The sequence below is a fragment of the Noviherbaspirillum sp. genome, assembly GCF_036563305.1.
Classification (GTDB): Bacteria; Pseudomonadota; Gammaproteobacteria; order Burkholderiales; family Burkholderiaceae_D; genus Noviherbaspirillum.
The window spans coordinates 1-21775 of sequence record NZ_DATCMQ010000015.1 but is presented as its reverse complement, the minus strand read 5'-3'; the positions used below and the strand labels follow the sequence as shown (position 1 = coordinate 21775).

19 protein-coding genes and 3 tRNA genes are annotated in these 21775 nt (G+C 65.5%); 15 read left to right on the top strand and 7 right to left on the bottom strand.

The genetic code is table 11. The features are described 5' to 3' along the window. The first annotated feature begins 93 nt into the window (after positions 1–93). On the top strand, positions 94–2628 hold the full coding sequence (locus tag VIM12_RS15390) for a sensor domain-containing protein (RefSeq protein ID WP_331942550.1): 2535 nt from the start codon (positions 94–96) through the stop codon (positions 2626–2628). A gap of 315 nt (positions 2629–2943) precedes the next feature. Continuing rightward, the gene (locus VIM12_RS15385) at positions 2944–5214 is read left to right on the top strand and encodes an ATP-binding protein (RefSeq protein ID WP_331942549.1); all 2271 of its coding nucleotides are present in this window, start codon (positions 2944–2946) and stop codon (positions 5212–5214) included. Positions 5215–5223: 9 nt separating this feature from the next. On the opposite strand, the gene VIM12_RS15380 is transcribed toward VIM12_RS15385, so the two are convergent. Next, complete coding sequence (locus tag VIM12_RS15380) at positions 5224–5853, bottom strand: carbonic anhydrase (protein ID WP_331942548.1); 630 nt, start codon at positions 5851–5853, stop codon at positions 5224–5226. Positions 5854–6048: 195 nt separating this feature from the next. Here VIM12_RS15380 and VIM12_RS15375 point away from each other — a divergent pair, with 195 nt between their 5' ends. After that, entirely contained in the window at positions 6049–7644 is a 1596-nt protein-coding gene (locus VIM12_RS15375; protein ID WP_331942547.1) for a methyl-accepting chemotaxis protein, read from the top strand. A gap of 205 nt (positions 7645–7849) precedes the next feature. Here VIM12_RS15375 and glmS read toward each other — a convergent pair whose 3' ends face one another. Next, entirely contained in the window at positions 7850–9667 is a 1818-nt protein-coding gene (glmS, locus tag VIM12_RS15370) for a glutamine--fructose-6-phosphate transaminase (isomerizing) (protein ID WP_331942546.1), read from the bottom strand. Between the two features lie 160 nt (positions 9668–9827). On the opposite strand from glmS, the gene VIM12_RS15365 reads away from it, so the two are divergent. Next, on the top strand, positions 9828–10301 hold the full coding sequence (locus VIM12_RS15365; RefSeq protein WP_331942545.1) for an Lrp/AsnC family transcriptional regulator: 474 nt from the start codon (positions 9828–9830) through the stop codon (positions 10299–10301). A 36-nt stretch (positions 10302–10337) separates the two neighbouring features. Here VIM12_RS15365 and glmU read toward each other — a convergent pair whose 3' ends face one another. Beyond that, positions 10338–11696, bottom strand: a complete 1359-nt coding sequence (gene glmU, locus VIM12_RS15360; RefSeq protein ID WP_331942544.1) for a bifunctional UDP-N-acetylglucosamine diphosphorylase/glucosamine-1-phosphate N-acetyltransferase GlmU — start codon at positions 11694–11696, stop codon at positions 10338–10340. A gap of 18 nt (positions 11697–11714) precedes the next feature. On the opposite strand from glmU, the gene VIM12_RS15355 reads away from it, so the two are divergent. Further along, complete coding sequence (locus tag VIM12_RS15355; protein ID WP_331942543.1) at positions 11715–12602, top strand: DUF6279 family lipoprotein; 888 nt, start codon at positions 11715–11717, stop codon at positions 12600–12602. A 13-nt stretch (positions 12603–12615) separates the two neighbouring features. Here VIM12_RS15355 and ttcA read toward each other — a convergent pair whose 3' ends face one another. From ttcA to VIM12_RS15340, 3 genes are read right to left on the bottom strand one after another with little or no spacing between them, the layout of a single operon-like run. Then, complete coding sequence (gene ttcA / locus VIM12_RS15350) at positions 12616–13566, bottom strand: tRNA 2-thiocytidine(32) synthetase TtcA (RefSeq protein WP_331942542.1); 951 nt, start codon at positions 13564–13566, stop codon at positions 12616–12618. A gap of 14 nt (positions 13567–13580) precedes the next feature. Next, entirely contained in the window at positions 13581–13973 is a 393-nt protein-coding gene (locus VIM12_RS15345) for a dihydroneopterin aldolase (protein WP_331942541.1), read from the bottom strand. Between the two features lie 11 nt (positions 13974–13984). Further along, complete coding sequence (locus VIM12_RS15340; RefSeq protein ID WP_331942540.1) at positions 13985–14752, bottom strand: SDR family oxidoreductase; 768 nt, start codon at positions 14750–14752, stop codon at positions 13985–13987. A 93-nt stretch (positions 14753–14845) separates the two neighbouring features. On the opposite strand from VIM12_RS15340, the gene VIM12_RS15335 reads away from it, so the two are divergent. The 5 genes from VIM12_RS15335 (at position 14846) to VIM12_RS15315 (ending at position 19718) form a co-directional block, all read left to right on the top strand. Continuing rightward, a complete protein-coding gene (locus tag VIM12_RS15335; RefSeq protein ID WP_331942539.1) occupies positions 14846–16006 on the top strand; it encodes a class I SAM-dependent methyltransferase in 1161 nt (386 codons plus the stop codon). 50 nt (positions 16007–16056) lie between these two features. Continuing rightward, a complete protein-coding gene (locus VIM12_RS15330) occupies positions 16057–16254 on the top strand; it encodes a DUF2905 domain-containing protein (protein WP_331942538.1) in 198 nt (65 codons plus the stop codon). Positions 16255–16276: 22 nt separating this feature from the next. Next, positions 16277–16495 carry a DUF2905 domain-containing protein gene (locus VIM12_RS15325; protein ID WP_331942537.1) on the top strand — a complete coding sequence of 73 codons (219 nt, stop codon included), beginning with the start codon at positions 16277–16279 and terminating at the stop codon, positions 16493–16495. A gap of 90 nt (positions 16496–16585) precedes the next feature. Then, positions 16586–17995 carry a DHA2 family efflux MFS transporter permease subunit gene (locus tag VIM12_RS15320; protein ID WP_331942536.1) on the top strand — a complete coding sequence of 470 codons (1410 nt, stop codon included), beginning with the start codon at positions 16586–16588 and terminating at the stop codon, positions 17993–17995. Between the two features lie 97 nt (positions 17996–18092). Further along, positions 18093–19718, top strand: a complete 1626-nt coding sequence (locus tag VIM12_RS15315) for a tetratricopeptide repeat protein (RefSeq protein ID WP_331942535.1) — start codon at positions 18093–18095, stop codon at positions 19716–19718. Here VIM12_RS15315 and arsC read toward each other — a convergent pair whose 3' ends face one another. Next, entirely contained in the window at positions 19719–20075 is a 357-nt protein-coding gene (arsC, locus tag VIM12_RS15310; RefSeq protein ID WP_331942534.1) for an arsenate reductase (glutaredoxin), read from the bottom strand. Between the two features lie 142 nt (positions 20076–20217). Here arsC and VIM12_RS15305 point away from each other — a divergent pair, with 142 nt between their 5' ends. The 5 genes from VIM12_RS15305 to VIM12_RS15285 all read left to right on the top strand — a co-directional run. Beyond that, positions 20218–21168, top strand: coding sequence for a type 1 glutamine amidotransferase (locus VIM12_RS15305; protein WP_331942533.1), 951 nt, complete (start codon positions 20218–20220; stop codon positions 21166–21168). A gap of 86 nt (positions 21169–21254) precedes the next feature. Then, a tRNA-Tyr gene (locus tag VIM12_RS15300) sits at positions 21255–21340 on the top strand. 36 nt (positions 21341–21376) lie between these two features. After that, positions 21377–21450: transfer RNA gene (locus VIM12_RS15295), tRNA-Gly, on the top strand. A 39-nt stretch (positions 21451–21489) separates the two neighbouring features. Beyond that, positions 21490–21564 (top strand) — tRNA-Thr (locus VIM12_RS15290). Positions 21565–21640: 76 nt separating this feature from the next. Continuing rightward, on the top strand, positions 21641–21775 hold a 135-nt coding region (locus tag VIM12_RS15285), incomplete at its 3' end, for a GTP-binding protein (protein WP_331942740.1).

The window sequence follows — 21775 nt, the reverse complement described above, 5'->3', positions numbered from 1 at the left end:
TCAGGCTTGCGTCCTTGCCCTGCACAGACCGCCGGGAAGAAACCCCGGCGCGGACCCAGTGTCACACAGGCGATGCCAGACAGCCAGCCAACGATGAAACGCTTGTTCCCGGACACGCCACCGCCAGACGACCTGTACCGCATGCTTGTCGACAACGCAAGGGATGCGCTGGTTGCAATCGACGCCGATGGCAGGATTGTCGAATGGAACGCCGAGGCGGAACGCGCCTTCGGCTGGAGCCGGGTCGAAATACTGGGCGTGCCGCTCGGCGACACGATTGCCGCGCCGGTTTCCGTCGCGATGAACGCTTCCTCCCTCAGCCTCGACCTGCTGTCGGGCAAGACCGCAATGCCCGGCGCCAGCAGTGCGCCCGATCTCGTCATCCGCCGTCGTGACGGTAGCTGGCTCACGGTCGCCCTGGTGGTGGTGCCGGTGGAGATGGCCGGCACGACGGTCCACTTCGCCTTGCTGCGGACGCCTTCGGACAGGGCCGTGCCGGCGGAGACAGCCTCGGGGACGACGGCGCTTGCTTCGATGGTGCTCGACAACATGAGCGCGGCGGTGGTGCTGACCGATGCCGCGGGAAACGTAATCCTGGCCAATCCCGCCGCCCGCGGGTTGCTGGGCAGCGTCACCGCGGGCGAGGCGCTGTCCGCGCTGCCCCTGCTGCAGGCGGACCGGCGTACCGCCTATCCGGAGCAGGAACGACCGCTGCGCCGCGCGCTGGACGGGCATGTGGTGAACGGCATGCTGGGCTATATGCCCGGCAGCGGCGACGGCGAGGGCACCTGGCTCCGGATCGACGCGCTGCCGCTGCGCGACGAAGCGGCAAACCTGACGGGCGCCATCGTCGTTCTTCACGACGTCTCCCGGTCGGTGCGCGCCGAACGCGCGTTGCGGCACGGCCTGGACGAGGCGCAGCTGATGCTGGAAGGGATCACCGACTACGGCATCATGATGCTCGATGCGGAAGGCTTCATCATCAGCTGGAACCCCGGCGCGGAGCGCATCTTCGCGCGGGACGCGGCCAGTGTCATCGGTACCCACAGCGCCGAGCTGTTCACCGACGAGGACCGCGGCGTCGGCGAACCGGTGCGGGAGCTGCGGGAGGCGCGTGAGCGCGGACGCTCGGAAAACAACCGATGGCATGTCCGTGCGGATGGCTCCCGCTTCTGGGCGACCGGCACCGTCATGCCGCTGTGGCGCGACGACGGCAGCCTGCACGGCTTCGCAAAAGTCCTGCGCGATCAGACCGCCGAGCGTCTTGCCGACGAGCAGACGCGCTTCCTCGCCAGCCATGACGCCCTTACCGGGCTGGCGAACCGGGTCAGCTTCAGCAACCAGCTGCACAATGCCATGGCGCAGACGCAGCGCACCGGCGTGCCATTCGCGCTGCTGTTGCTCGACCTGGACCGGTTCAAGTACGTCAACGACACCTTCGGCCATCATGCGGGCGACCTGCTGCTGAAAGAAGTCGCGCTGCGCATCGTGTCGTCGATCCGCGAAACCGACTTCGTGGCCCGCCTGGGCGGCGACGAGTTCGTCGTGATCCAGGCCGACGCGTCGCAGCCGCAGTCGGCGGAGACGCTGGCGCGCAAGCTGGTCCTCGAGCTCGGCCGTCCGTTCCAGCTGGAGGGGCAGGAGGTGCAGAGCGGTGCCAGCATCGGCATCAGCACGTATCCGGCGGATGCCGGCAGCTCCGTCGAGCTGCTCAAGCGCGCAGACCTCGCGCTGTACCGGGCCAAGCATGCCGGGCGCCACACCTACCAGCTCTACAACGGCATGACCAGGGCGGAGCAGGGCTGGAAGCGGGACCGCGAGGCGGCGCTGCGGGCGGCGCTGAAGAATCAGCAGTTCGAGCTGTACTACCAGCCGCAGGTCGACCTCGGCAACTGGCGGGTCGCCACGGTCGAGGCCCTGCTGCGCTGGAATGCGAGCGAACTCGAGACCGTGCTGCCGGCCGACTTCCTGTCCATCGCCGAACAGACCGGGATGATCGTCGAGATCGGCGAATGGGCGCTGCGGGAGGCGGCGCACCAGGTCCGCCGCTGGCAGTCGCAGGGCTTGTCCGAGCTGCGGCTCTCGGTCAATTGCTCGGCCCGGCAGTTCAGCGACGCGCGCTTCGTGGCGATGATTCCCGCCATTCTCGCCGACGCCGGAATGGCGCCGTCGAGCCTGGCGCTGGAGGTGCCGGAATCGATGCTGGCCCGCCATCCCGCAATCAAGGAGCAGCTGGCCGCGCTGCGCGCGCTCGGCATCCGCCTGATGATCGACAATTTCGGCACCGGCGCCACGGCCCTCCGCGACTTCCAGGATTTCGCCATTGATGCGCTCAAGATCGACAAGGCCTTCGTCGAGCACCTGCCGCACCGTCGCGAGGACTCGGCCATCACCTCCGCCATCATCAGCCTTGCGCACAACCTTGGGATCGAGGTCGTCGCCGGCGGCGTCGAGACAGCGGAGCAGCTTGCCTACCTCAAGTCGCGCGCCTGCGACGGCGCCCAGGGATTCATCTTCAGCCCGCCGGTCCCGGCGGAGCGTTTCGAGCAGCTCGTGAAGAGCGGCCACTGGTCACGCATCAATCCGACCACCGGCGTGCCCGACGCGGGATTCAACAAACTGCATTGAGACCGCCGGCGCCCGCACCGCGCGACTTGCAAGCCTATTCATTCCCTTCCTGGCGGCCGCGGTCAAATGCGAACCCGGGCCCAAACCGGCGTGTGTTCCGGGAACGAATTTGCAGCCCGGTAGACGAAGGAACGGTATTTTCCGGCAGTCTCGACAGAGACGATGCATGGATTTCAAGTTTCGGATGCCGCGTGACCCGCCCTGTTCCGTCCGTACGGAGGGCTGGAACCGCAGGCCCGACGGCGATCCCTGCATCGAAGGTGGCGTCGCGGTATGCTGCCGGCTCGGTCTTCCGGTGCGGACGAAAGCGGAGTGATGGCAGTCAGTCTTTTCAAATTCAACAGCCTGCGCAGCCGGCTGATGCTGCTGGTGGCGCTGGCAATCGCTCCCACCGCGGCGATGACGGTTTTTAACGGCTGGAAGGACCGCACGGATGCGGTGCGCGTCGCCGAGGAAAACCTGCAGCGGCTGACACGTCTGGCCGCCGCCAACGAGGCGCAGTCCCTGGCCGCCACCCGGCAGATCCTGCGCGACCTCGCCAGCGTTCCCGACCTGGTGACCGACAACCGCAAGTGCGAGGCCCTGCTGGACGACATCCTCGCCAAGAACAGCCATTACGCCAATTTCGGCCTGATCGGCCTCGACGGCACAGTCAGGTGCAGCGCGGTGCCGTCGCCGCGACCGGTGAACCTGCGCGACCGTCCGCACTTCCGCAGGGCGATCGAAGAACGCCGCTTCATCGCCAGCAGCTATGTGCTGGGACGCGTGATCGGGAAGCACACCATCAACCTGACTTATCCGGTCATCGACCGCGACAACAGGGTGACCGCGGTGGTATTCGCCGCCATGGACCTGACCGAGCTGGACCGCTTCGTCAGCGATATCAGCCTGCCGCCCGGATCGATCCTGATTACCACCGACGCCGATGGCAGCATCATCTCCAGGCGTCCCTATCCCGAGCAATGGTTCGGCAGGAAGGTCGGGGATGCGATGCTGGCCGCGATGCGCAGCGGCGACAAGCGGCCGCAGCAGCTTGCCGGACCGGACGGGGTGCAGCGGTTGCACGCGTTCGCGCGGGTCGGCGGAAAGGACATTTCGGAATACACGCTGACCATTGGCATCCCGAGCGACGACATCGTTGCGTCCGCGCGCCGCGACCAGATGATGTCGCTGTTCGGCCTTGCCGCAACCATTCTTCTGGCATTGGCCGCGGCATGGTTCGTCGGCGACATCCTGATCGTGCGCCGCGTGCGCAAGCTCATGCGGACTGCGGACCGCATCGCCGCCGGCGCGCTCGACGCGCGCACCGGCATCCGTTACGGCCGCGAGGAAATCAGCCATCTGGCGCGCTCCCTCGACCGCATGGCCGATGCGCTCCAGCACAAGGAAGCCGAGCACCACCGCGCCGAGCAGGAGCTGCGGGACGCCGACAAGCGCAAGGACGAATTCCTGGCGATGCTCGCGCATGAGCTGCGCAACCCGCTGGCGCCGATCAGCGCCGGCGCCCAGCTGCTCAGGCTCGGTCATTTCAGCGGTGAGCAGGTACGCAGCACTTCCGACATCATCGCGCGACAGGTTGACCACATGACCGGCCTCATCGACGACCTGCTCGACGTTTCGCGGGTCACGCGTGGCCTGGTCACGCTGTCCGCCGACGTGCTGGACATGCGGGCGATCGTCGACGACGCGGTCGAACAGGTTACGCCGCTGATGCAGGCCCGCGGCCATCGGCTCGAGGTGCGCAAGCCGGCCGGCGTCGCCTGCGTCAAGGGCGACCGCAAGCGGCTGATACAGGTCGTGGCCAACCTGCTCAACAACGCCGCCAAGTACACGCCGGACGACGGCCGCATCAGCCTGACCCTGGACCTGCGCGAGGCGGATGTGCGGCTGACGGTCAGCGACAATGGCATCGGCATGGCGCCCGACCTCGTGGCGCGCGTCTTCGAATTGTTCGCGCAGGCCGAGCGCACCTCGGACCGGTCGCAGGGCGGGCTGGGCCTCGGGCTGGCGCTGGTCAGGACGCTGGTCGAACTGCATGGAGGAAGCGTGCATGCGGAGAGCGACGGACCGGGCAGGGGCAGCCGCTTCGCGGTTCGCCTGCCGCAGCATGCGGGCGTCCTGCTCGAGACAGCCTCGCCGCCTGTTGCAGCCGCATACGCCACGGACACGCCGTTGCGCATCCTCCTGGTGGACGACAACCAGGACGCGGCCCGTACGCTGAAGCTGTTTCTCGAGACGGCAGGCCATCAGGTGGAGGTCGCCGCCAGCGCCGCGCAGGCGATGCAGCTGGCGCCGGCCTTGCAGCCGGAAGTCTGCATCCTCGACATTGGCCTGCCCGACGTCGACGGCAATACGCTGGCCGGCCGCCTTCGCGCGCTGCCGGCGACCAGGGCGTCGATGCTGGTGGCCCTGACCGGCTACGGACAGGAGCGCGACAGGATGCAGTCGCTGGCCGCCGGCTTCGACGACTACTTCGTCAAGCCGATGGACACCATGCGGCTGCGCACCTTGCTCGGGCAGGCGGCCAGGCAGGCCGCCGTCCGCCGCGCCGGCAACCGGCAGTCCTGCGCCTCCGCGGCGGAATAACGCCCCCCCTCAGGCGGGCGCGTCCACGCCGTCGAAGAAATCCACCACGCCGGTCTCGAGCGAATACTCGGCGCCGACGATCATCAACTGGCGCTGCGCGATCCGTTGCTCGAGGATTTCCGAGCCGTGCCGGAGATGGTCGGCCGAGATGCGCACGTTGGCGCGGATGGCGGCGCACACCAGGGCATCCGGGTCGTTCCGCAGTTCCGTCTCCAGCAGCGGCTCGACCGCCGGGCGCACGCGTTCCACGATCGAATGCAGGTGCACCGACTGGTTCTGCGTCGGCTGCGTGATCTGTTCCAGCGTTGCCGCTACCGCCCCGCAGCGCGAATGGCCCAGCACCACCACCAGTGGCGTGCCGAAACGTTCGGCCGCGAATTCCACGCTGGCGATCTGCGACGGGGCAACGATATTGCCGGCGATGCGGATCACGAACAGGGCTCCGAGCCCCTGGTCGAACACCAGCTCCGCCGGCACCCGGCTGTCCGAGCAGCCAAGAATGATCGCGAACGGCGCCTGGCCCTCCACCAGTTCGTTGCGCAGCGTCTGGCTGCGGAGGGTATGGTCGCGTCCGCTCCCGGAGATGAAGCGCCGGTTGCCTTCCTGCAGGCGGGCGAGTGCGGCGTGGGCTGTAATCATCTGCTTTCCTTTCAATTCATGACGGTCGGCCGGGCGCATGCGTTACTTTTGCGGCCATTCTTGCATCGGGCCCGGCGGTCGGGGGCGCATGTTACACCATCGCCCGCTCCTGCCGGGTGCGGGCCGGTTGACTATTTCATAAGGGAAATGAACTGTGCGATCATTCGGAACGATATAACTAGACAGAGAATCGCAATGCTCAACAATCTTGCAATCAAGTGGAAGCTGGCCGCGCTCACCGCGATCCTGCTGCTTTCCCTGGCGGCCGTCGGTCTTGCCGGTTACGTCGGCGTGACGCGCGTCGGCGCCAACATGGACGAAATCGGCGAGGTACGCCTGCCGTCGGTGGAAGGCCTGCTGGCACTGGGCGAGGCCCATGCGCGGATACAGGCGGCAACCATCGGGACCGCAATCCACCAGAACAACTACGAGGCGAAGGCGCTGTTCAGTGAAGTCGCCCAGCAGAGGAAGGCGGCCTGGGCGGCTGCCGACGCAGGATGGAAGCGTTACGAGCCGCTGCCGCAAACCCCGGAGGAGACGGTAATGTGGAAGGCCTTCCTGACGGACTGGGATGCATGGAAGCGGGCGGACAAGGATCTCGGCGCCACCATCGACGCCCTCGTGCTGAGCGACAGCGTACAGACGCAGACGGAACTCTTCGAACAGTTCTACAAGCAGCATGCGGCCGCCGTCCCGCTGGCCGCCAGCGCCGAGAAATCGCTGGAGAAGATCGTCCGGCTCAACAAGGACATTGCCGCGCAAAGCGTCAATCACGGGCATCGCGCCCTGTCGCGGGCGATCGCGCTGATGCTTGGCGTCGGGGTCGCCGCACTCCTGGTGTCGGTCCTTTGCTCGGCCTACATCGCGCGCAGCATCACCGTCCCCGTCGGCGAGGCCGTGCGGATCGCGCAGACCGTCGCGGCGGGGGACCTCGGCAGCCGGATCGAGGTCCGGACCACGGAAGAGACCGGGCAGCTCCTCCTGGCACTGAAGACCATGAACGACAGCCTGGTGAAGATCGTCGGGGAAGTCCGCGCCGGCACCGATCTCATCGCCACTGCCTCCAGGCAGATCGCAAGCGGCAACCAGGACTTGTCCTCGCGTACCGAGGAGCAGGCCGGCTCGCTGGAGGAAACCGCGTCGTCCATGGAGGAGCTCGCCTCGACGGTCAGGCAGAATGCGGAAAATGCGCGGCAGGCCAACGCGCTGGCGGTGGCTGCATCCGGCATCGCGGAGAAAGGCGGCAGCGTTGTCTCGCAGGTGGTCGACACCATGGACGAGATCAACGCCTCCTCGGGCAAGATCGCCGCCATCATCAGCGTCATCGATGGCATCGCTTTCCAGACCAATATCCTCGCGCTGAACGCTGCGGTCGAGGCGGCCCGCGCCGGCGAGCAGGGGCGGGGGTTCGCCGTGGTCGCGACCGAGGTGCGCAGCCTCGCCCAGCGTTCCGCCAGCGCAGCCAGGGAGATCAAGGCGCTGATCGGCGACTCGGTGGAAAAGGTCGAGAACGGCAGCAGGCTGGTCAAGGATGCCGGCGCAACCATGCACGACATCGTCGCGAGCGTGCGCCGTGTCACCGACATCATGGCCGAGATTGCCGCCGCCAGCCAGGAACAGACCGCCGGCATCGAGCAGATCAACCGCGCGGTATCCGCAATGGACCAGGCCACGCAGCAGAATGCCTCGCTGGTGGAGGAAGCGGCGGCGGCATCCGGAGCCATGCAGGACCAGGCGGCAAACCTTGCCAGGACGGTCAGCGTGTTCAGACTTGAATCGGTGCGCGTATAGCCGGGTTCGGGCCGTGTGCGGTTACGGGCTTGTGCGCACCGGGAAAACGGCCGTGCGGTAGCCCTGCATTGCCGGGACAGACGAACAGCCGGGGGGCGCGGGCAGGGCATCGACGGATTTCCAAATAACATGGGCCGACCCGTGACAGGCCGGCCCATGCTTTCGGGCTGGTTGTCCAGCCGGCATTCCACCGGCAGGGAGGGGATTACTCCACCGTCACCGACTTCGCCAGGTTGCGCGGCTTGTCCACGTCGGTGCCGCGCGCCAGCGCGGTGTGATAGGCAAGCAGCTGCAGCGGCACCACGTGCAGGATGGGCGAGAGTGCGCCGTAATGTTCCGGCAGGCGGATGACGTGCACGCCCTCGCTTGACGTGATGCGGGAGTCGGCATCGGCGAACACGTAGAGCTGGCCGCCGCGCGCCCGCACTTCCTGCATGTTCGATTTCAGCTTTTCGATCAGCGCATCGTTCGGCGCCACCGTCACCACCGGCATCTCCTGCGTGACCAGGGCCAGCGGACCGTGCTTCAGTTCCCCGGCGGGATAGGCTTCCGCGTGGATGTACGAGATTTCCTTGAGCTTGAGCGCGCCTTCCAGCGCGATCGGGTAGTGCAGGCCGCGGCCGAGGAAGAGTGCGTTCTCCTTGCGCGAGAATTCCTCCGCCCAGGCGATGATCTGCGGCTCCAGCGCCAGCACGGCGCTCACCGCTGCCGGCAGGTGGCGCATCGCCTTCAGGTGTGCCGCCTCCTGCTCCTCGCTCAGGTGGCCGCGCACCTGCGCCAGCGACAGGGCCAGCAGGAACAGCGCGGTCAGCTGGGTGGTGAAGGCCTTGGTCGACGCGACCCCGACCTCGACCCCGGCGTGCGTGATGTAGGACAGCGCGCACTCGCGCACCATCGCGCTGGTGGCGACGTTGCAGATGGTGAGCGTGTTGACCATGTCCTGCGACCGCGCATGCTTGAGCGCGGCCAGCGTGTCGGCGGTCTCGCCGCTCTGCGAAATCGTGACGACCAGCGCATTCGGGTTGGGGACGCTGTCGCGGTAGCGGTACTCGCTCGCGATCTCCACGCTGACGGGGATATGGGCAATCGACTCGATCCAGTACTTGGCGGTGACGCCGGCATAGAAGCTGGTGCCGCAGGCCAGGATCAGCACCGAGTCGATCTTCTTGAACGTGTTGTACGCCTTGTCGCCGAACAGCTCCGGCATGATCGCGGTGACGCCGTCCAGGGTGTCGGCGATGGCGCGCGGCTGCTCGAAGATCTCCTTCTGCATGTAATGGCGATACGGGCCCAGCTCGGCGGCGCCGGTATGGGCATGCACGGTACGCACTTCGCGCTCAGCCGGGCGGCCGCTGGCGTCGACCACCCAGTAGCGTTGCAGTTGCAGGTCGACGACGTCGCCTTCCTCGAGGTAGATGATCTGGTCGGTGGTGCCGGCCAGCGCCATCGCGTCGGATGCGAGGAAATTCTCTCCCTTGCCGACGCCGACGATCAGCGGCGAACCCTGGCGCGCGCCCACCACGCGATGCGGTTCGTCGCGGCTGAAGACCGCGATCGCATATGCGCCGTGCAGCCGCTTGACCGCCTGCTGCACGGTCTCGAACAGGTCGCCGGTGTACATGCTGTCCACCAGGTGGGCAATGACCTCGGTGTCGGTCTGGCTTTCGAACTGGTAGCCGGCTGCCGTCAGCTCGGCGCGCAACTCGTCATGGTTCTCGATGATGCCGTTGTGGACCAGCGCAATGCGCTCGCGCGAGAAATGCGGGTGGGCATTGTGGGACGCCGGGGCGCCGTGGGTCGCCCAGCGGGTGTGCGCGATGCCCGTGAAGCCGCTCAGGCCGGCTTTCTCGACCTGGGTCTCCAGGTCCGCCACCCGGGAGGTGCTGCGGGAGCGCTTCAATGCGCCGTCGATATGCAGCGCGACGCCGCAGGAGTCATAGCCGCGGTACTCGAGCCGCTTGAGGCCCTGCAAGAGAATGGGGGTGATATTGCGTTGCGCGACGGCGCCGACGATGCCACACATGGTGAACTCCCTGAACGGTCGGTGAAGATGGCGTCATCGTAGAAGAGAGGAAATGAAATAAGCTTGCGAAATTTCAGGAAAACTGAACTAATATTTCTTACCTTCGTCACATTGAAATATAATTTCAAACAGAAGAATCATTCTTTTGGAGAATTTCGTTTTGGCCGAGGATACCCTCCTTCTTGATGATCTGGATCGAAGAATTCTGCAGGTGCTGCAGGAGGACGCGTCGCTGACCAACAACGACCTGGCCGCCGCCGTCCATGCGTCGCCGCCAACCTGCCTGCGCCGGGTGAAGCGCCTGACCGACAGCGGTGTCATCGCCCGGCAGGTGGTGCTGGTCGACCCGGGAAGGCTTGGGCCGGCGTTGACCGCGATCGTCGAGGTGACCCTGGATCACCAGGGCGCGGAGCGCCTGGCCGAATTCGAGGCGGTGGTTGCCGGAGAACCATTCGTGCTGCAGTGTTACCGGGTCTCGCCGGGGCCCGACTTCGTCCTGGTGGTGCAGGTGGCCGACATGCCGGCATATCACGCCTTTGCGCACCGGGTCCTGGCGGCCCATGCAAACGTGCGCAACGTGCGCACGTTCTTCTCGGTCCATCGCAGCAAGTTCGAAACCCGGATTGCCATCTGAGCCTCGATCCCCGGCCGGATCCTGGTCGCGTCCCGGCTACTTCTTCTGCTTTACAGGGCGCGTCCAGTTCTCGATCGTGACCTGACGAGGCCGCGAGACGGTCAGCTTGCCGTCCGGTGCATCCTTGGTCAGCGTCGTCCCGGCGCCCAGGGTGGCGCCCTTGCCCACGCGTACCGGCGCGACCAGCTGGGTGTCGCTGCCGATGAAGGCGTCGTCCTCGATCACGGTGCGCGCCTTGTTGGCGCCGTCGTAATTGCAGGTAATGGTGCCCGCACCGATGTTGACGCGCGATCCGACGGTGGTGTCGCCAAGATAGGCGAGATGATTGGCCTTGCTGTGCGCCGCCACCTGGCTGTTCTTTACCTCGACGAAATTGCCGATATGGACATCCTCGCCCAACTCGGTGCCGGGGCGCAAGCGGGCGTAGGGGCCGATCACCGATTTCGGTCCGACGACCGCGTCCTCGATATGGCAGAAAGGCTTGATGATCGCCCCGGCGGCAATGCGGGCGTTGCGGATCACGCAATGGGCGCCGATGCTGGCGCCGTCTTCGATCTCGACCCTGCCTTCGAAGACGCAGTTGACGTCGATGCTGACGTCGCGTCCGGCGTTCAGCGTGCCGCGGACGTCGATTCGGGCGGGGTCGGCCAGGGTGACGCCGCGCTCCAGCAGCGCCGCCGCAATGTTGTTCTGGTGGATGCGTTCCAGTTCGGCCAGCTGCACCTTGCTGTTGACGCCGAGGGTTTCCCAGATCGCCGCCGGTTGAGCCGAGACGACCGGGACGCCGTCTTCCACCGCGCGCGCGACGATGTCGGTCAGATAATATTCCTTCTGCGCGTTGTCGTTCGAGAGGCTGCCCAGCCACTTCTTCAATAACGGCGTGGGGGCGACGATGATACCGGTGTTGACCTCGCGGATCGCACGCTGCTCTTCATTCGCGTCCTTCTGCTCGACGATGCCGACGATGTTGCCGGCCTTGCGCAGGATGCGGCCGTAGCCGGTGGGATCCTGCAGCGCGACAGTGAGGATCGCCAACTTATTACTGCCGGCACTGTCCAACAGTTGCTGAAGCGAATTGCGGCTCGTCAGCGGCACGTCGCCGTACAGGATCAGGGTGGGTACCTCGTCGCGCAGATGGGGCACGGCCTGCATCACTGCATGGCCGGTGCCGAGTTGCGGTTCCTGTTTTGCAAATACCAGGTCGGCTGCCTGCATCGCCTGCGGCACCGCATCCCCGCCGTGACCATAGATCACGCAAAGCGTGGAGGGGGAAAGCGCGCGGGCGGTATCGATGACGTGCGAAAGCAGCGGTTTGCCGGCAAGGGGATGAAGGACTTTGGGCAGCGCGGACTGCATCCGCTTGCCCATGCCGGCGGCAAGGATGACAACGTTCATAGGACACCAGTTGAAGTAATGCAAAATCTTATCATGCGGCCCCTGCACACTCGCCTCGCCAGGCTGACCCTGTTGCTGCTGTTCGTCCTGCTTGCCGGGTGCAGCGCGCTCCGGTTGGGCTACGCCAATGGCGACACCTTCCTGTACTGGTGGCTCGATGGTTATGTCGATTTTAACGACGACCAGAAGCCCTGGGTGAAGCGCGACATCGAACAATTCGTTGCCTGGCACCGAAGGACGCAGCTCGAGGATTACGCACAGCTCCTGGGTCGCGTCCAGCAGCGCCTCCGCACCCGGGTTTCCGCTGCGGACGTGCTGGCCGACTATGCGGAGGTCAGGAAACGCGTGGATGTCGTCGTCGAAAAATCCCTGCCCCAGCTGACCGTGCTCGCCATGTCGATCGAGCCGGAGCAGATCGCGCACCTGGAAAGGAAGTTTGCTTCCAACAACGAGAGCTATCGTAAAGACTACCTCCGGGGCAGCGTTGAGGACCGTCAACGCTTTCGTTTCAAGAAGGTAATGAAGCAGGCGGAATACTGGTTCGGCAATTTCTCGGACGAGCAGGAAGCGAAGATCCGCGCGGCGTCCGACGCGCGGCCGCTCGACAATGAGATCTGGATGGCGGAACGGCAGCGCCGGCAGCAGGAGATGCTGAAGATGCTCCATCGCATCCGGGCCGAGCGGCCGTCACGCGTGGCGGCGGCGGCGATGCTGCGGGAGTATGCGCGCGCCAGTGTCGACAACTTCACCTACGCGGAGCACCGGGCCTTCTTTGACGACACGCGGGAGGGGATGGCGCAGATGGTCGCGACCATCATCAACATCGCGACGCCGGAGCAACGCGACCATGCGTCGCGTCGCCTCCAGAAATGGATCGAAGACAGCCGGGAGCTGGCGGCACGGTAAGGGGCGAACTCCCCTAGTCGTCCAGCCCGGCGAACCTGACGACGCCACTGGCGGCCGGCGGCGCACAGGGTTCGTCGTCGAACGCGATGTCGCCATCCACCGTCGCGACGCCGTCCGCCTTCAGGCCGGCGAAATCAAACAGCCTTGCATCCATCAGGTGCGACGGCGCCACCGTGGCCAGCGATGCAAAGATGTTCTCGACGCGCCCCGGATGCTTCTTTTCCCATTCCCGCAGCATCGCCTTGATCTGCTTGCGCTGCAGGTTCTCCTGGCTGCCGCACAGGTCGCAGGGAATGATCGGGAACTGCCGCACCTCGGCATAGCGTTCCATGTCCGCCTCCTTCACGTAGGCGAGGGGCCGGATCACGATGTGCTTGCCGTCGTCGGACTGCAGCTTCGGCGGCATGCCTTTCAGCTTGGCGCCGAAGAACATGTTGAGGAAGAAGGTCTCCATGATGTCGTCGCGGTGATGGCCGAGCGCGATCTTGGTCGCACCGAGCTCGCCGGCGACCCGGTACAGGATGCCACGCCGCAACCGCGAGCACAGCGAGCAGGTGGTCTTCCCCTCGGGGATCACGCGCTTGACGATGCTGTACGTGTCCTGGTTCTCGATGTGGAAGGGTACGCCGAGCCGGGTCAGGTACTCGGGCAGCACGTGCGCCGGAAAATTCGGCTGCTTCTGGTCGAGGTTGACGGCGACGATGTCGAAATGGATCGGCGCCCGCTCGCGCAGCGTCAGCAGGATGTCCAGCAGCCCGTAGCTGTCCTTGCCGCCCGACAGGCAGACCATCACCTTGTCGCCGTCCTCGATCATGTTGAAGTCGCCGATCGCCTGGCCGACCAGGCGGCACAGCCGCTTGTGCAGCTTGTTGTTCTCGTACGCGATCTTTTCCGCCTTCTTCGCCCCGGTGTGTACGTCCGCGTTTGCGCCTTCGCGCGCAGGGATGTGGATTGCCTGTTCCATCAGCCTCGCCTCGCTCACGGTTTCACCTGGATGACTTCGACGCCGACGCTGTCGCAGTCGGGATAGACGTCCGGCTTCTCGGTCGAGACGCGGACCGCGCGCACCTTGGGATGAGCCAGCATGGCGCGCGCGACGTCGTCGCACAGCGTCTCCTGCAGATGGATGTGGCCCTGCGCCATGCGGCGCGCGATCGTGTCCCGCATGAAGTCGTAGTCGACCACTTCCTGCAGGTGATCGTCCTTCGGAGTCGAGTCGGCGAGCGGAATGAACAGGTCGACGTTGACCAGCACCCGCTGCTCGCCCTTCTTCTCGAATTCATGGACGCCGATATTGATCATCACCTCGTAGTTGCGGAGGAACAGGCGCCGGCAATCGGCGAGGCGGGGATGGGAGAGGGAAGAAAGCATGATCTCTTTGGTTATTGAGCAACGAACATGACGTCGCGTTGCAGGGGTATCAGGTGCTGGCCGCCGTCGACCAGCAGTGTCGTGCCGGTGATGGCGGGCGCCTCCGCCACGAAGCACACCGCGGATGCGACGTCCTCCGGCGTGCTCGAGCGCTGCAGCGGCGTGAGCTTGTGGGCCTTGCGGAACCCGTCCTCGCTCTGGTCGCCGGAGACCAGGGTGATGCCGGGAGCGACGCCCACCACCCGCAGCCTGGGCGCGAGCGCCTGCGCCAGCATCACGGTGGCCGTCTGCAGCGCTGACTTGGACAAGGTGTAGGAAAGGAAATCCGGGTTCAAATTGAACAGTTTCTGGTCGAGCAGGTTGACCGCCACCGCCTGCCCGCCTTCCGGGGTCGCTTCATGCAGCGCCTGCGCCAGCAGCACTGGCGCGGCGAGGTTGGCATGCATGTGCCGGTCCAGCGCGGCGGCCGAGAAGTTCGAGGCATCGTCCTGCTCGAACAGCGATGCGTTATTGACCAGGCAAGTCACCGGGCCGAGGACGTCCGTCACCGCCGGCAGCAGTGCCGCGACCGCGTCGGCGTCGGCCAGGTCGCACTGGAAGGCTGCGGCACGACGGCCGAGGGCTTCGATCTCGCCGACGGTCTGCCGCGCTTCATCGGCGGAGCGTCCGTAGTGGACCGCCACGTCCCAGCCGCGCTGCGCCATCGCGAGCGCGATCACGCGTCCGATGCGCCTTGCAGCGCCGGTTACCAGTGCAACTTTCCTTGCCTGCGTGGTCATATCCCTCCTGATTTCACCTTGATCGCCGCGACGCCGTTCCCTGGCCGGGCCGGCGTACAATGCCTGCCGCCGCCGCTCACCATCTTAGTGAATATGCAACTTCAACTACCCAAACCCTCGCCGGACGCGCTGGACGCCTCGGCCGCGCTGCATGCCGTCATTGCCGATACCATCCGGCGCGCGGGCGGCTGGATCACGTTTGCGCAGTACATGGAACAGGTGCTGTACGCACCCGGGCTCGGCTACTACAGTGGCGGGGCGGCAAAACTCGGTAAAGACGGTGATTTTACAACCGCGCCGGAGATCACGCCGCTTTTTGGCGCCACCCTGGGCCGCCTCGCCGGTGCGCTGTTTGCACAGACCGGACCGCGGCTGCTCGAGTTCGGCGCCGGTACCGGCAAGCTTGCGCGCGACATCCTGACCGAGCTGCGGCAAGCCGGGGTTCCGGTCGAAAGCTACGCCATCGTCGAGCTTTCCGGCGAACTGCGGGCGCGGCAGGAAGACACCCTGCGCGACTTCCCCGAGGTGCGCTGGCTGGATGTCCTTCCCGACGCATTTTCCGGCGTCGTCATCGGCAATGAAGTGCTCGACGCCATGCCGGTGAACCTGGTCGTTCGGGCCGGGAATGGCTGGCTGGAGCGCGGCGTTGCATTGCGCGACGAGGGATTCGCGTTCGAGGACCGTCCTTGCGATCCCGCCTTGGCGGCCCAGGTGCCCGAGGCGGAATCGCTCCCGCCCGGCTACCTGACCGAGGTGCACCTGCAGGCCGCCGCCTTCATGCGCTCGCTCGCGGCCATGCTGCTGGCCGGTCGTGCGAGAGACGGCGCCGGCAGCGTCGCCTTGCTGCTCGATTACGGCTTTCCCGCGCGCGAGTACTACCACCCGCAGCGGGGCCAGGGCACCCTGATGTGCCATTACCGCCATCACGCGCACCCCGATCCCTTCTACCTGCCCGGCCTGCAGGACGTCACCGCGCACGTCGATTTCAGCGCCATGGCTGGCTCGGCGGTCGAGGCCGGCCTGGATTTGCTCGGGTACACCAGTCAGGCGGCATTCCTGCTCGGCGCCGGGATCGGCGAGCTCCTGCTGCGCACCCCTCCCGAGGACGCCGCCCGTTACCTGCCGCAGGCAAACGCGATGCAGAAGCTGATTTCGCCCGCCGAAATGGGGGAGTTGTTCAAGGTGCTGGCCGTCGGCACGCAGGCGGCGCTCCCGGATGCGCTGCTGCGCGGCGATCGCAGCCACCGGTTATGATGGAAGCCGTGCCGCGCCTGCCGCTGCGGCCCCGATGCTGAAGGCCGCCCATGTTACGCTGGACTCTCACGATCTTTATCGCACTGGTGGTGTTCTCCGCCGCCTTGCCGTGGCTGGAGAAGCTCGGCGTCGGCCGGCTCCCGGGCGATATCCGCTTTACCCTGTTCGGCAGGAAGTTCTTCCTGCCCTTCGCTTCCACCCTGCTGCTGTCGATGGTGGTCCTGCTCGTCGGCCGCCTCCTGCGCTGAGCGCCCACCGACGGAGCCATCGATGATTCGCTGGGTATTCGCCATATTTCTCGCGCTGCTGGTGTTCTATCCGTTGCTGCCCTTCCTGGCCCGGGCCGGGGTTGGCCGCCTTCCGGGAGACATCCGGTTCAGGCTGCTGGGCCTGGTGATGTGCCTGCCCTTCGGCTCGACCGTGCTGTGGTCGGCGATCGCCTTCCTGGTGGCCGAGCTCCTCAGTCAGGCCGGATTTATTTCGCGCTAGGGACGCCGCGCCGCCTTACGCCGCGACAACACCTCGCGGCCGCAAGTCCTGTACGCTGGGCGTCTGCCGCTGCTCACCCTCCCGACCCGCATGGCCCACACCCTGGAAGAACTCCGCGACCGCCACGGCGCGCGCTACAAATGGCTGGTGCTGATGACCGTGATGATCGGCACCATGGCGTCCATCCTTTCCTCCACCATCGTCAACGTTGCGGTGCCCGACCTCAGCCGGCATTTCACGCTGGGGCAGGAGCGCGCGCAGTGGGTGTCCGCCTCCTTCATGCTGGCGATGACGCTCTCGATGCTGACCACGCCCTGGCTGCTGCTGCGCTTTGGTCTGCGGCGCACCTACACCGGCGCGATCCTGCTGCTGCTGGCAGGCGGCGTGGTCGGCGGCGTCAGCATCAACTACCCGATGCTGATCTCGATGCGCGTGGCCGAGGGACTCGCCGCCGGCGTGCTGCAGCCGATTCCCTCGATCGTGATCCTGCGCGCCTTCGACCGGGGCGAGCAGGGCAGGGCGATGGGAATTTTCGGCTTCGGCGTGGTGCTGGCCCCGGCGCTGGGTCCCAGCGTCGGCGGCGTGCTGGTCGAGCATTTCGGCTGGCGCTCGATCTTCTTCGTGGTCATTCCGTTCTGTCTTGCCGTGCTGGCCATGGTGCACAAGCTGCTTCCCGTGAACTCGTCGATGTCCGGCGACGCCCGCGCGCTCGACTGGAAAGGCCTGCTGCTGGCCGGCGTCGGCATCACCTGCCTGCTCAACGGCCTGGTGCATCTCCATGACGGGCTCGTCGAGGCGGCCTCCCTGCTGCTGCCCGGCATCGCCGCCATCGGCATCTTCATCGCCTACCAGTTGCGCAATGACGCCGGCCTGATGAACATGCAGCTGTTCCGGTACCGCCAGTTCGCGATGGGGGCGCTGGTTGCCTTCATCTATGGCGCCGGCCTGTTCGGCTCTACCTACCTGCTGCCGGTTTACATGCAGATGGCCCTGCACTATTCCCCGTCGGAGGCCGGCGTGGTGCTGCTGCCTGCAGGCATCGTGCTCGGATTCACGATCATTGCCGCCGGTCGCCTGACCGACCGTTTTGCGCCCAACGTCCTGGTCTCGATCGGCCTGACGCTGCTGGCGGCCTCGTTTGCGATGATGGCGGTCGGGTCGCGCGGGACCGGCTATCTCGCCTTGCTGCTGATCGCCGTCGTCGGCCGCATCGGCCTCGGTTTCGTACTGCCTGCCCTGAGCCTGGGGGCGATGCGTGGACTCGGCGCAGACCTGGTTGCCCAGGGCGCCAGCACCATCAACTTCATGCGGCAGCTCGGCGGCGCGATCGGCGTCAGCGGCGTCGGTATCCTGCTTGAATGGCGCCTCGCGGCAACTGCCGGCGGGCGTCCGTTGCAGGCGTTCAGCGAAACCTTCCTGCTGGTCGCGGCCTTGTGCATGGTCGCGATCCTGGCCGCGTGGCGCATGACGCCGGGACCGGAAGCGCCGTCCGACACCTGAAACGCCGGGGTTGTATTTCTTGCCAGTAATGGTATGTTGGCAGCCTCAACGGCACTCGCCGGCCTGCGCGGACTCCGCGGCACCCCGGATACAGGACATGTCATCACTCCGAAGCTTGACTGCACTGATCATCGAACCGCACTCGGGCATGCGCGCCAACCTGCACAACATGCTGAACCTGTGCGGCATCACGAAGATCGACCACGCGGTCAGTTCCGGCACCGCCATTCGTCCGCTGAAGAATCGCTCCTACGATCTCATCGTCTGCGAATACGATCTCGGGGACGGCCAGGACGGGCAACAGCTCCTCGAGGACCTGCGGCACAACAAGCTGATTCCGCTGTGGACCATCTTCATCATCGTCACCGCCGAGCGTGTGTACGAAAAAGTGGTCAGCGCCGCGGAACTGGCGCCGACCGACTACATCCTCAAGCCGTTCACCGCCGACATGCTGCTGGACCGGATCGCCCGCGCGATCGAGAAGCGCAGCGTCTTCCTCCCGGTTTATCACCTGATGGAACACGGCAACCTGCAGGAGGCCATCGTGCTGTGCAGGCAAGGCGAGGAAACGCACCGCCGCTATGCCACCGACTTCATGCGGCTGCGGGCCGAACTGCATGTGATCCTCGGTGAAGCCGCCACCGCCGAGGCGATTTACCAGGAACTGGTCGCCACCAAGGCCGTGGCATGGGGCCGCCTCGGCCTTGCCAAGACCCTGTTCATGCAGGAGAAATTCAGCGAGGCGCAATTGCTGCTCAGCGCCTTGGTGGAAGAGAGCAGCAAGTACATGGACGCCTACGACTGGCTGGCCAGGGCCAAGGAGGCGACCGGCCAGCTTGACGAGGCCAGGGAGACCTTGTCGGCGGCGGTGGCGATCTCGCCGCACGCGGTGCGCCGGCTGCGCAAGCTGGGCGAGGTCGCGCTCGAGACCGGCGACCTCGAGCTCGCGGAGCAATCGTTCCAAAAAGTCGTCGCCAAGGCCAGGTATTCGGAATTTCGCGACCCCGAGGATCATGTCCGCCTGGTCCGTACCCTGGTGAGGAAGGGCGATACGCAGCAGGCTTCCAGCGTCATCCGCGACTTGGACAGGACCCTCGGTCACATCGGCAAGACGCCGGCCTGCCGGGCGCTGTCGTCGGCGCTCCTGCAGGATCGTCTCGGCAACCAGGAGCAGGCCGTCCAGGAGTTCGGCAGCGCGGTCGCTGCCTGCCGCAGCAGTCACGGCATCTCGAATGACCTGAAGATGGAGCTTGCCAGGCACTGTCTTCAGCACGGGCTGGATGACGGCGCCGCCGAAGTGATGCGCGACGTCATGAGCAACGCGCCCGACGAGGCGGCGCAGGCGAAGGCGATGGAAGTGTTCGAGCAGGCCGGGCGCCGGGACCTCGCGGAGGTCGTGGCCAGGGAAAGCCGGCGGCAGGTGGTCGAGATGGTCGCCGGCGGCGTGGACAAGGCGAAGCAGGGGGACTACGAGGGCGCGGTCGAGCTGATGACGGCGGCCGCGCGCAAGTTGCCGGAAAACCCGCAGGTCGCCTTCAACGCCGCGGTGGCGGTACTCAAATACCTGGAGAACCAGGGCTGGGACCAGAAACTGGGCGAGCTCGGCCGGGGCTATATCGATTCTGCGCGGCGCCTCGATCCCGGCAATCCGCGTCTTGCGCCACTGGCGGACCTCTACCAGTCGATACTCAGAAAATACGGCATCGGCTCGGGCCGCGGTTGATCAGGCCTGCAGGAATTCCTCGAGCAGTTCCGGCGGACGGGCAATGATGGCGCGACCGCGATAGACGACGAGCGGCCGTTGCAGGAGTTCGGGATGTCGGGCCAGCGCCGACAGCAGGGTCGCGTCATCCGCGTCTTCAAGCTTCAGGTCCGCGTATTTCGCCTCGCCGTCGCGCACCATCGCGCGTGCGTCGATACGCAGCATGCGTTGCAATTCCTGCAAGTCGGCTTCCGTCGGTGGCTGCTTCAGGTATTCGATGACATCGACCGGAATGCCCTGCTGTCGCCCGAATTGTTCGACCAGGGCGAGGGCGCCGCGCGATTTAGAGCAGCGAGGGTTGTGGTAGATTTTCAGCATGGTTTCGAGCAAAAGGTCCGCATCTTGAGCGATGCGCGGATGCATTCTAACGGCACCCCTGCCGCCCGTCGATTGAACCTGCACGCAGGAAAGTCAGTCTGAGTCGGAGCGGCGCAAAACGCAGCGCCAGAACACCTCATTTATGCCCGACGACAAAGACTCCCTCACTAACCCGGCCAATCCGTCCGCCCCGGCCACCGCAACCCCGGCGGACACGCATGCTGCACGCACCGGCGAGACGCCGTGGGGCCAGACACAGCGCATCCTCTCGGCACGCATGCGCGCGCTGTCCGACCGGGTGCTGCGCCGGATCACCCAGCGCACCCTGAAGATCGGCATTTCGGCCCGCATATTCCACCCCGAACCAGGTGCGAAAGGCCTGCGCAGCAAGACTCTGCAATATCTCGAAGAGTCGATCGCACAGTGGATCATGTCGCGCGACGTGCTCGTCTTCATGATCCCGACGGTCAATGCAAGCGGCCTGCTCCATCCCAGCAATATCCGCCTGCGCGATTATGCGAAGCATCTCGATGGCCTGGTGCTGCAGGGTGGCGCCGACGTATCGCCTCAGACCTATTCGGAAGCCGCAACCCGTCCCGAATGGAGCGGCGACCGTGCGCGCGACGTCTACGAACTCGAACTCCTGCACGAGTTCGTCGAGGCAGGCAAACCGGTGCTCGGCGTATGCCGTGGTTGCCAACTGATCAACGTCGCTTTCGGCGGCACCTTGTACCAGGACATTGCCTCCGACGTTCCGGCGGCCATCGAGCACGTCAACGATCTGTACGACAGCCATTATCATCTTGTCCACTTCCCCCAGGGATCCAGCCTCAGCCGCCTGTTTCCGGCAAAGCCCGAAGCCCTGGTGAACTCCATCCACCATCAGGCAGTCAAGGAGCTTGGCCGCGACCTGGTGGTGGAAGCGGTGTCGGGGAAGGACAACATCATCGAGGCAATCCGCTACCGCAAGTCACGCTTCGTGATGGGCCTGCAGTGGCACCCGGAATTCCACCGCGGCGGCAGCGCCGAACTGCTCGATTGCACTCCCATCCTGGACGATTTCCTGGCGGCCGCGAGAGAAACCCGTTTCTGACCGGTGGCGCTTCAAAAAGTATCGGCAGAACACTTTTTGCTGTTGACAAGGACTCCGTGCTTAATCTATAGTCTGGGGTTCCCTGCGGAGGGGTGGCCGAGTGGTTAATGGCAGCAGACTGTAAATCTGCCCTCTTACGAGTACGCTGGTTCGAATCCAGCCCCCTCCACCAGCAGAGAGATGTGCGCGGCTGAAGTAAGAGTTCCTTGCGGGTGTAGCTCAATGGTAGAGCTGAAGCCTTCCAAGCTTATGACGAGGGTTCGATTCCCTTCACCCGCTCCAGTTTTAAGGTCGGACGCATTTCAAGTGCGGACACCAGATGCCCTTGTAGCTCAGTGGTAGAGCACTCCCTTGGTAAGGGAGAGGCCACGTGTTCAATCCACGTCAAGGGCACCAGTTTTCTTGGGTCATCCATACGCAAGACAGTCGGGCGCGTGCCTGGACATTCTCATCAAATCGTTAGGAGTCGAAAATGGCAAAAGGCAAGTTTGAGCGGACCAAACCGCACGTGAATGTGGGCACGATCGGTCACGTTGACCATGGCAAGACCACGCTGACTGCTGCAATCGCAACCGTTCTGTCGGCCAAGTTCGGCGGCGAGGCGAAG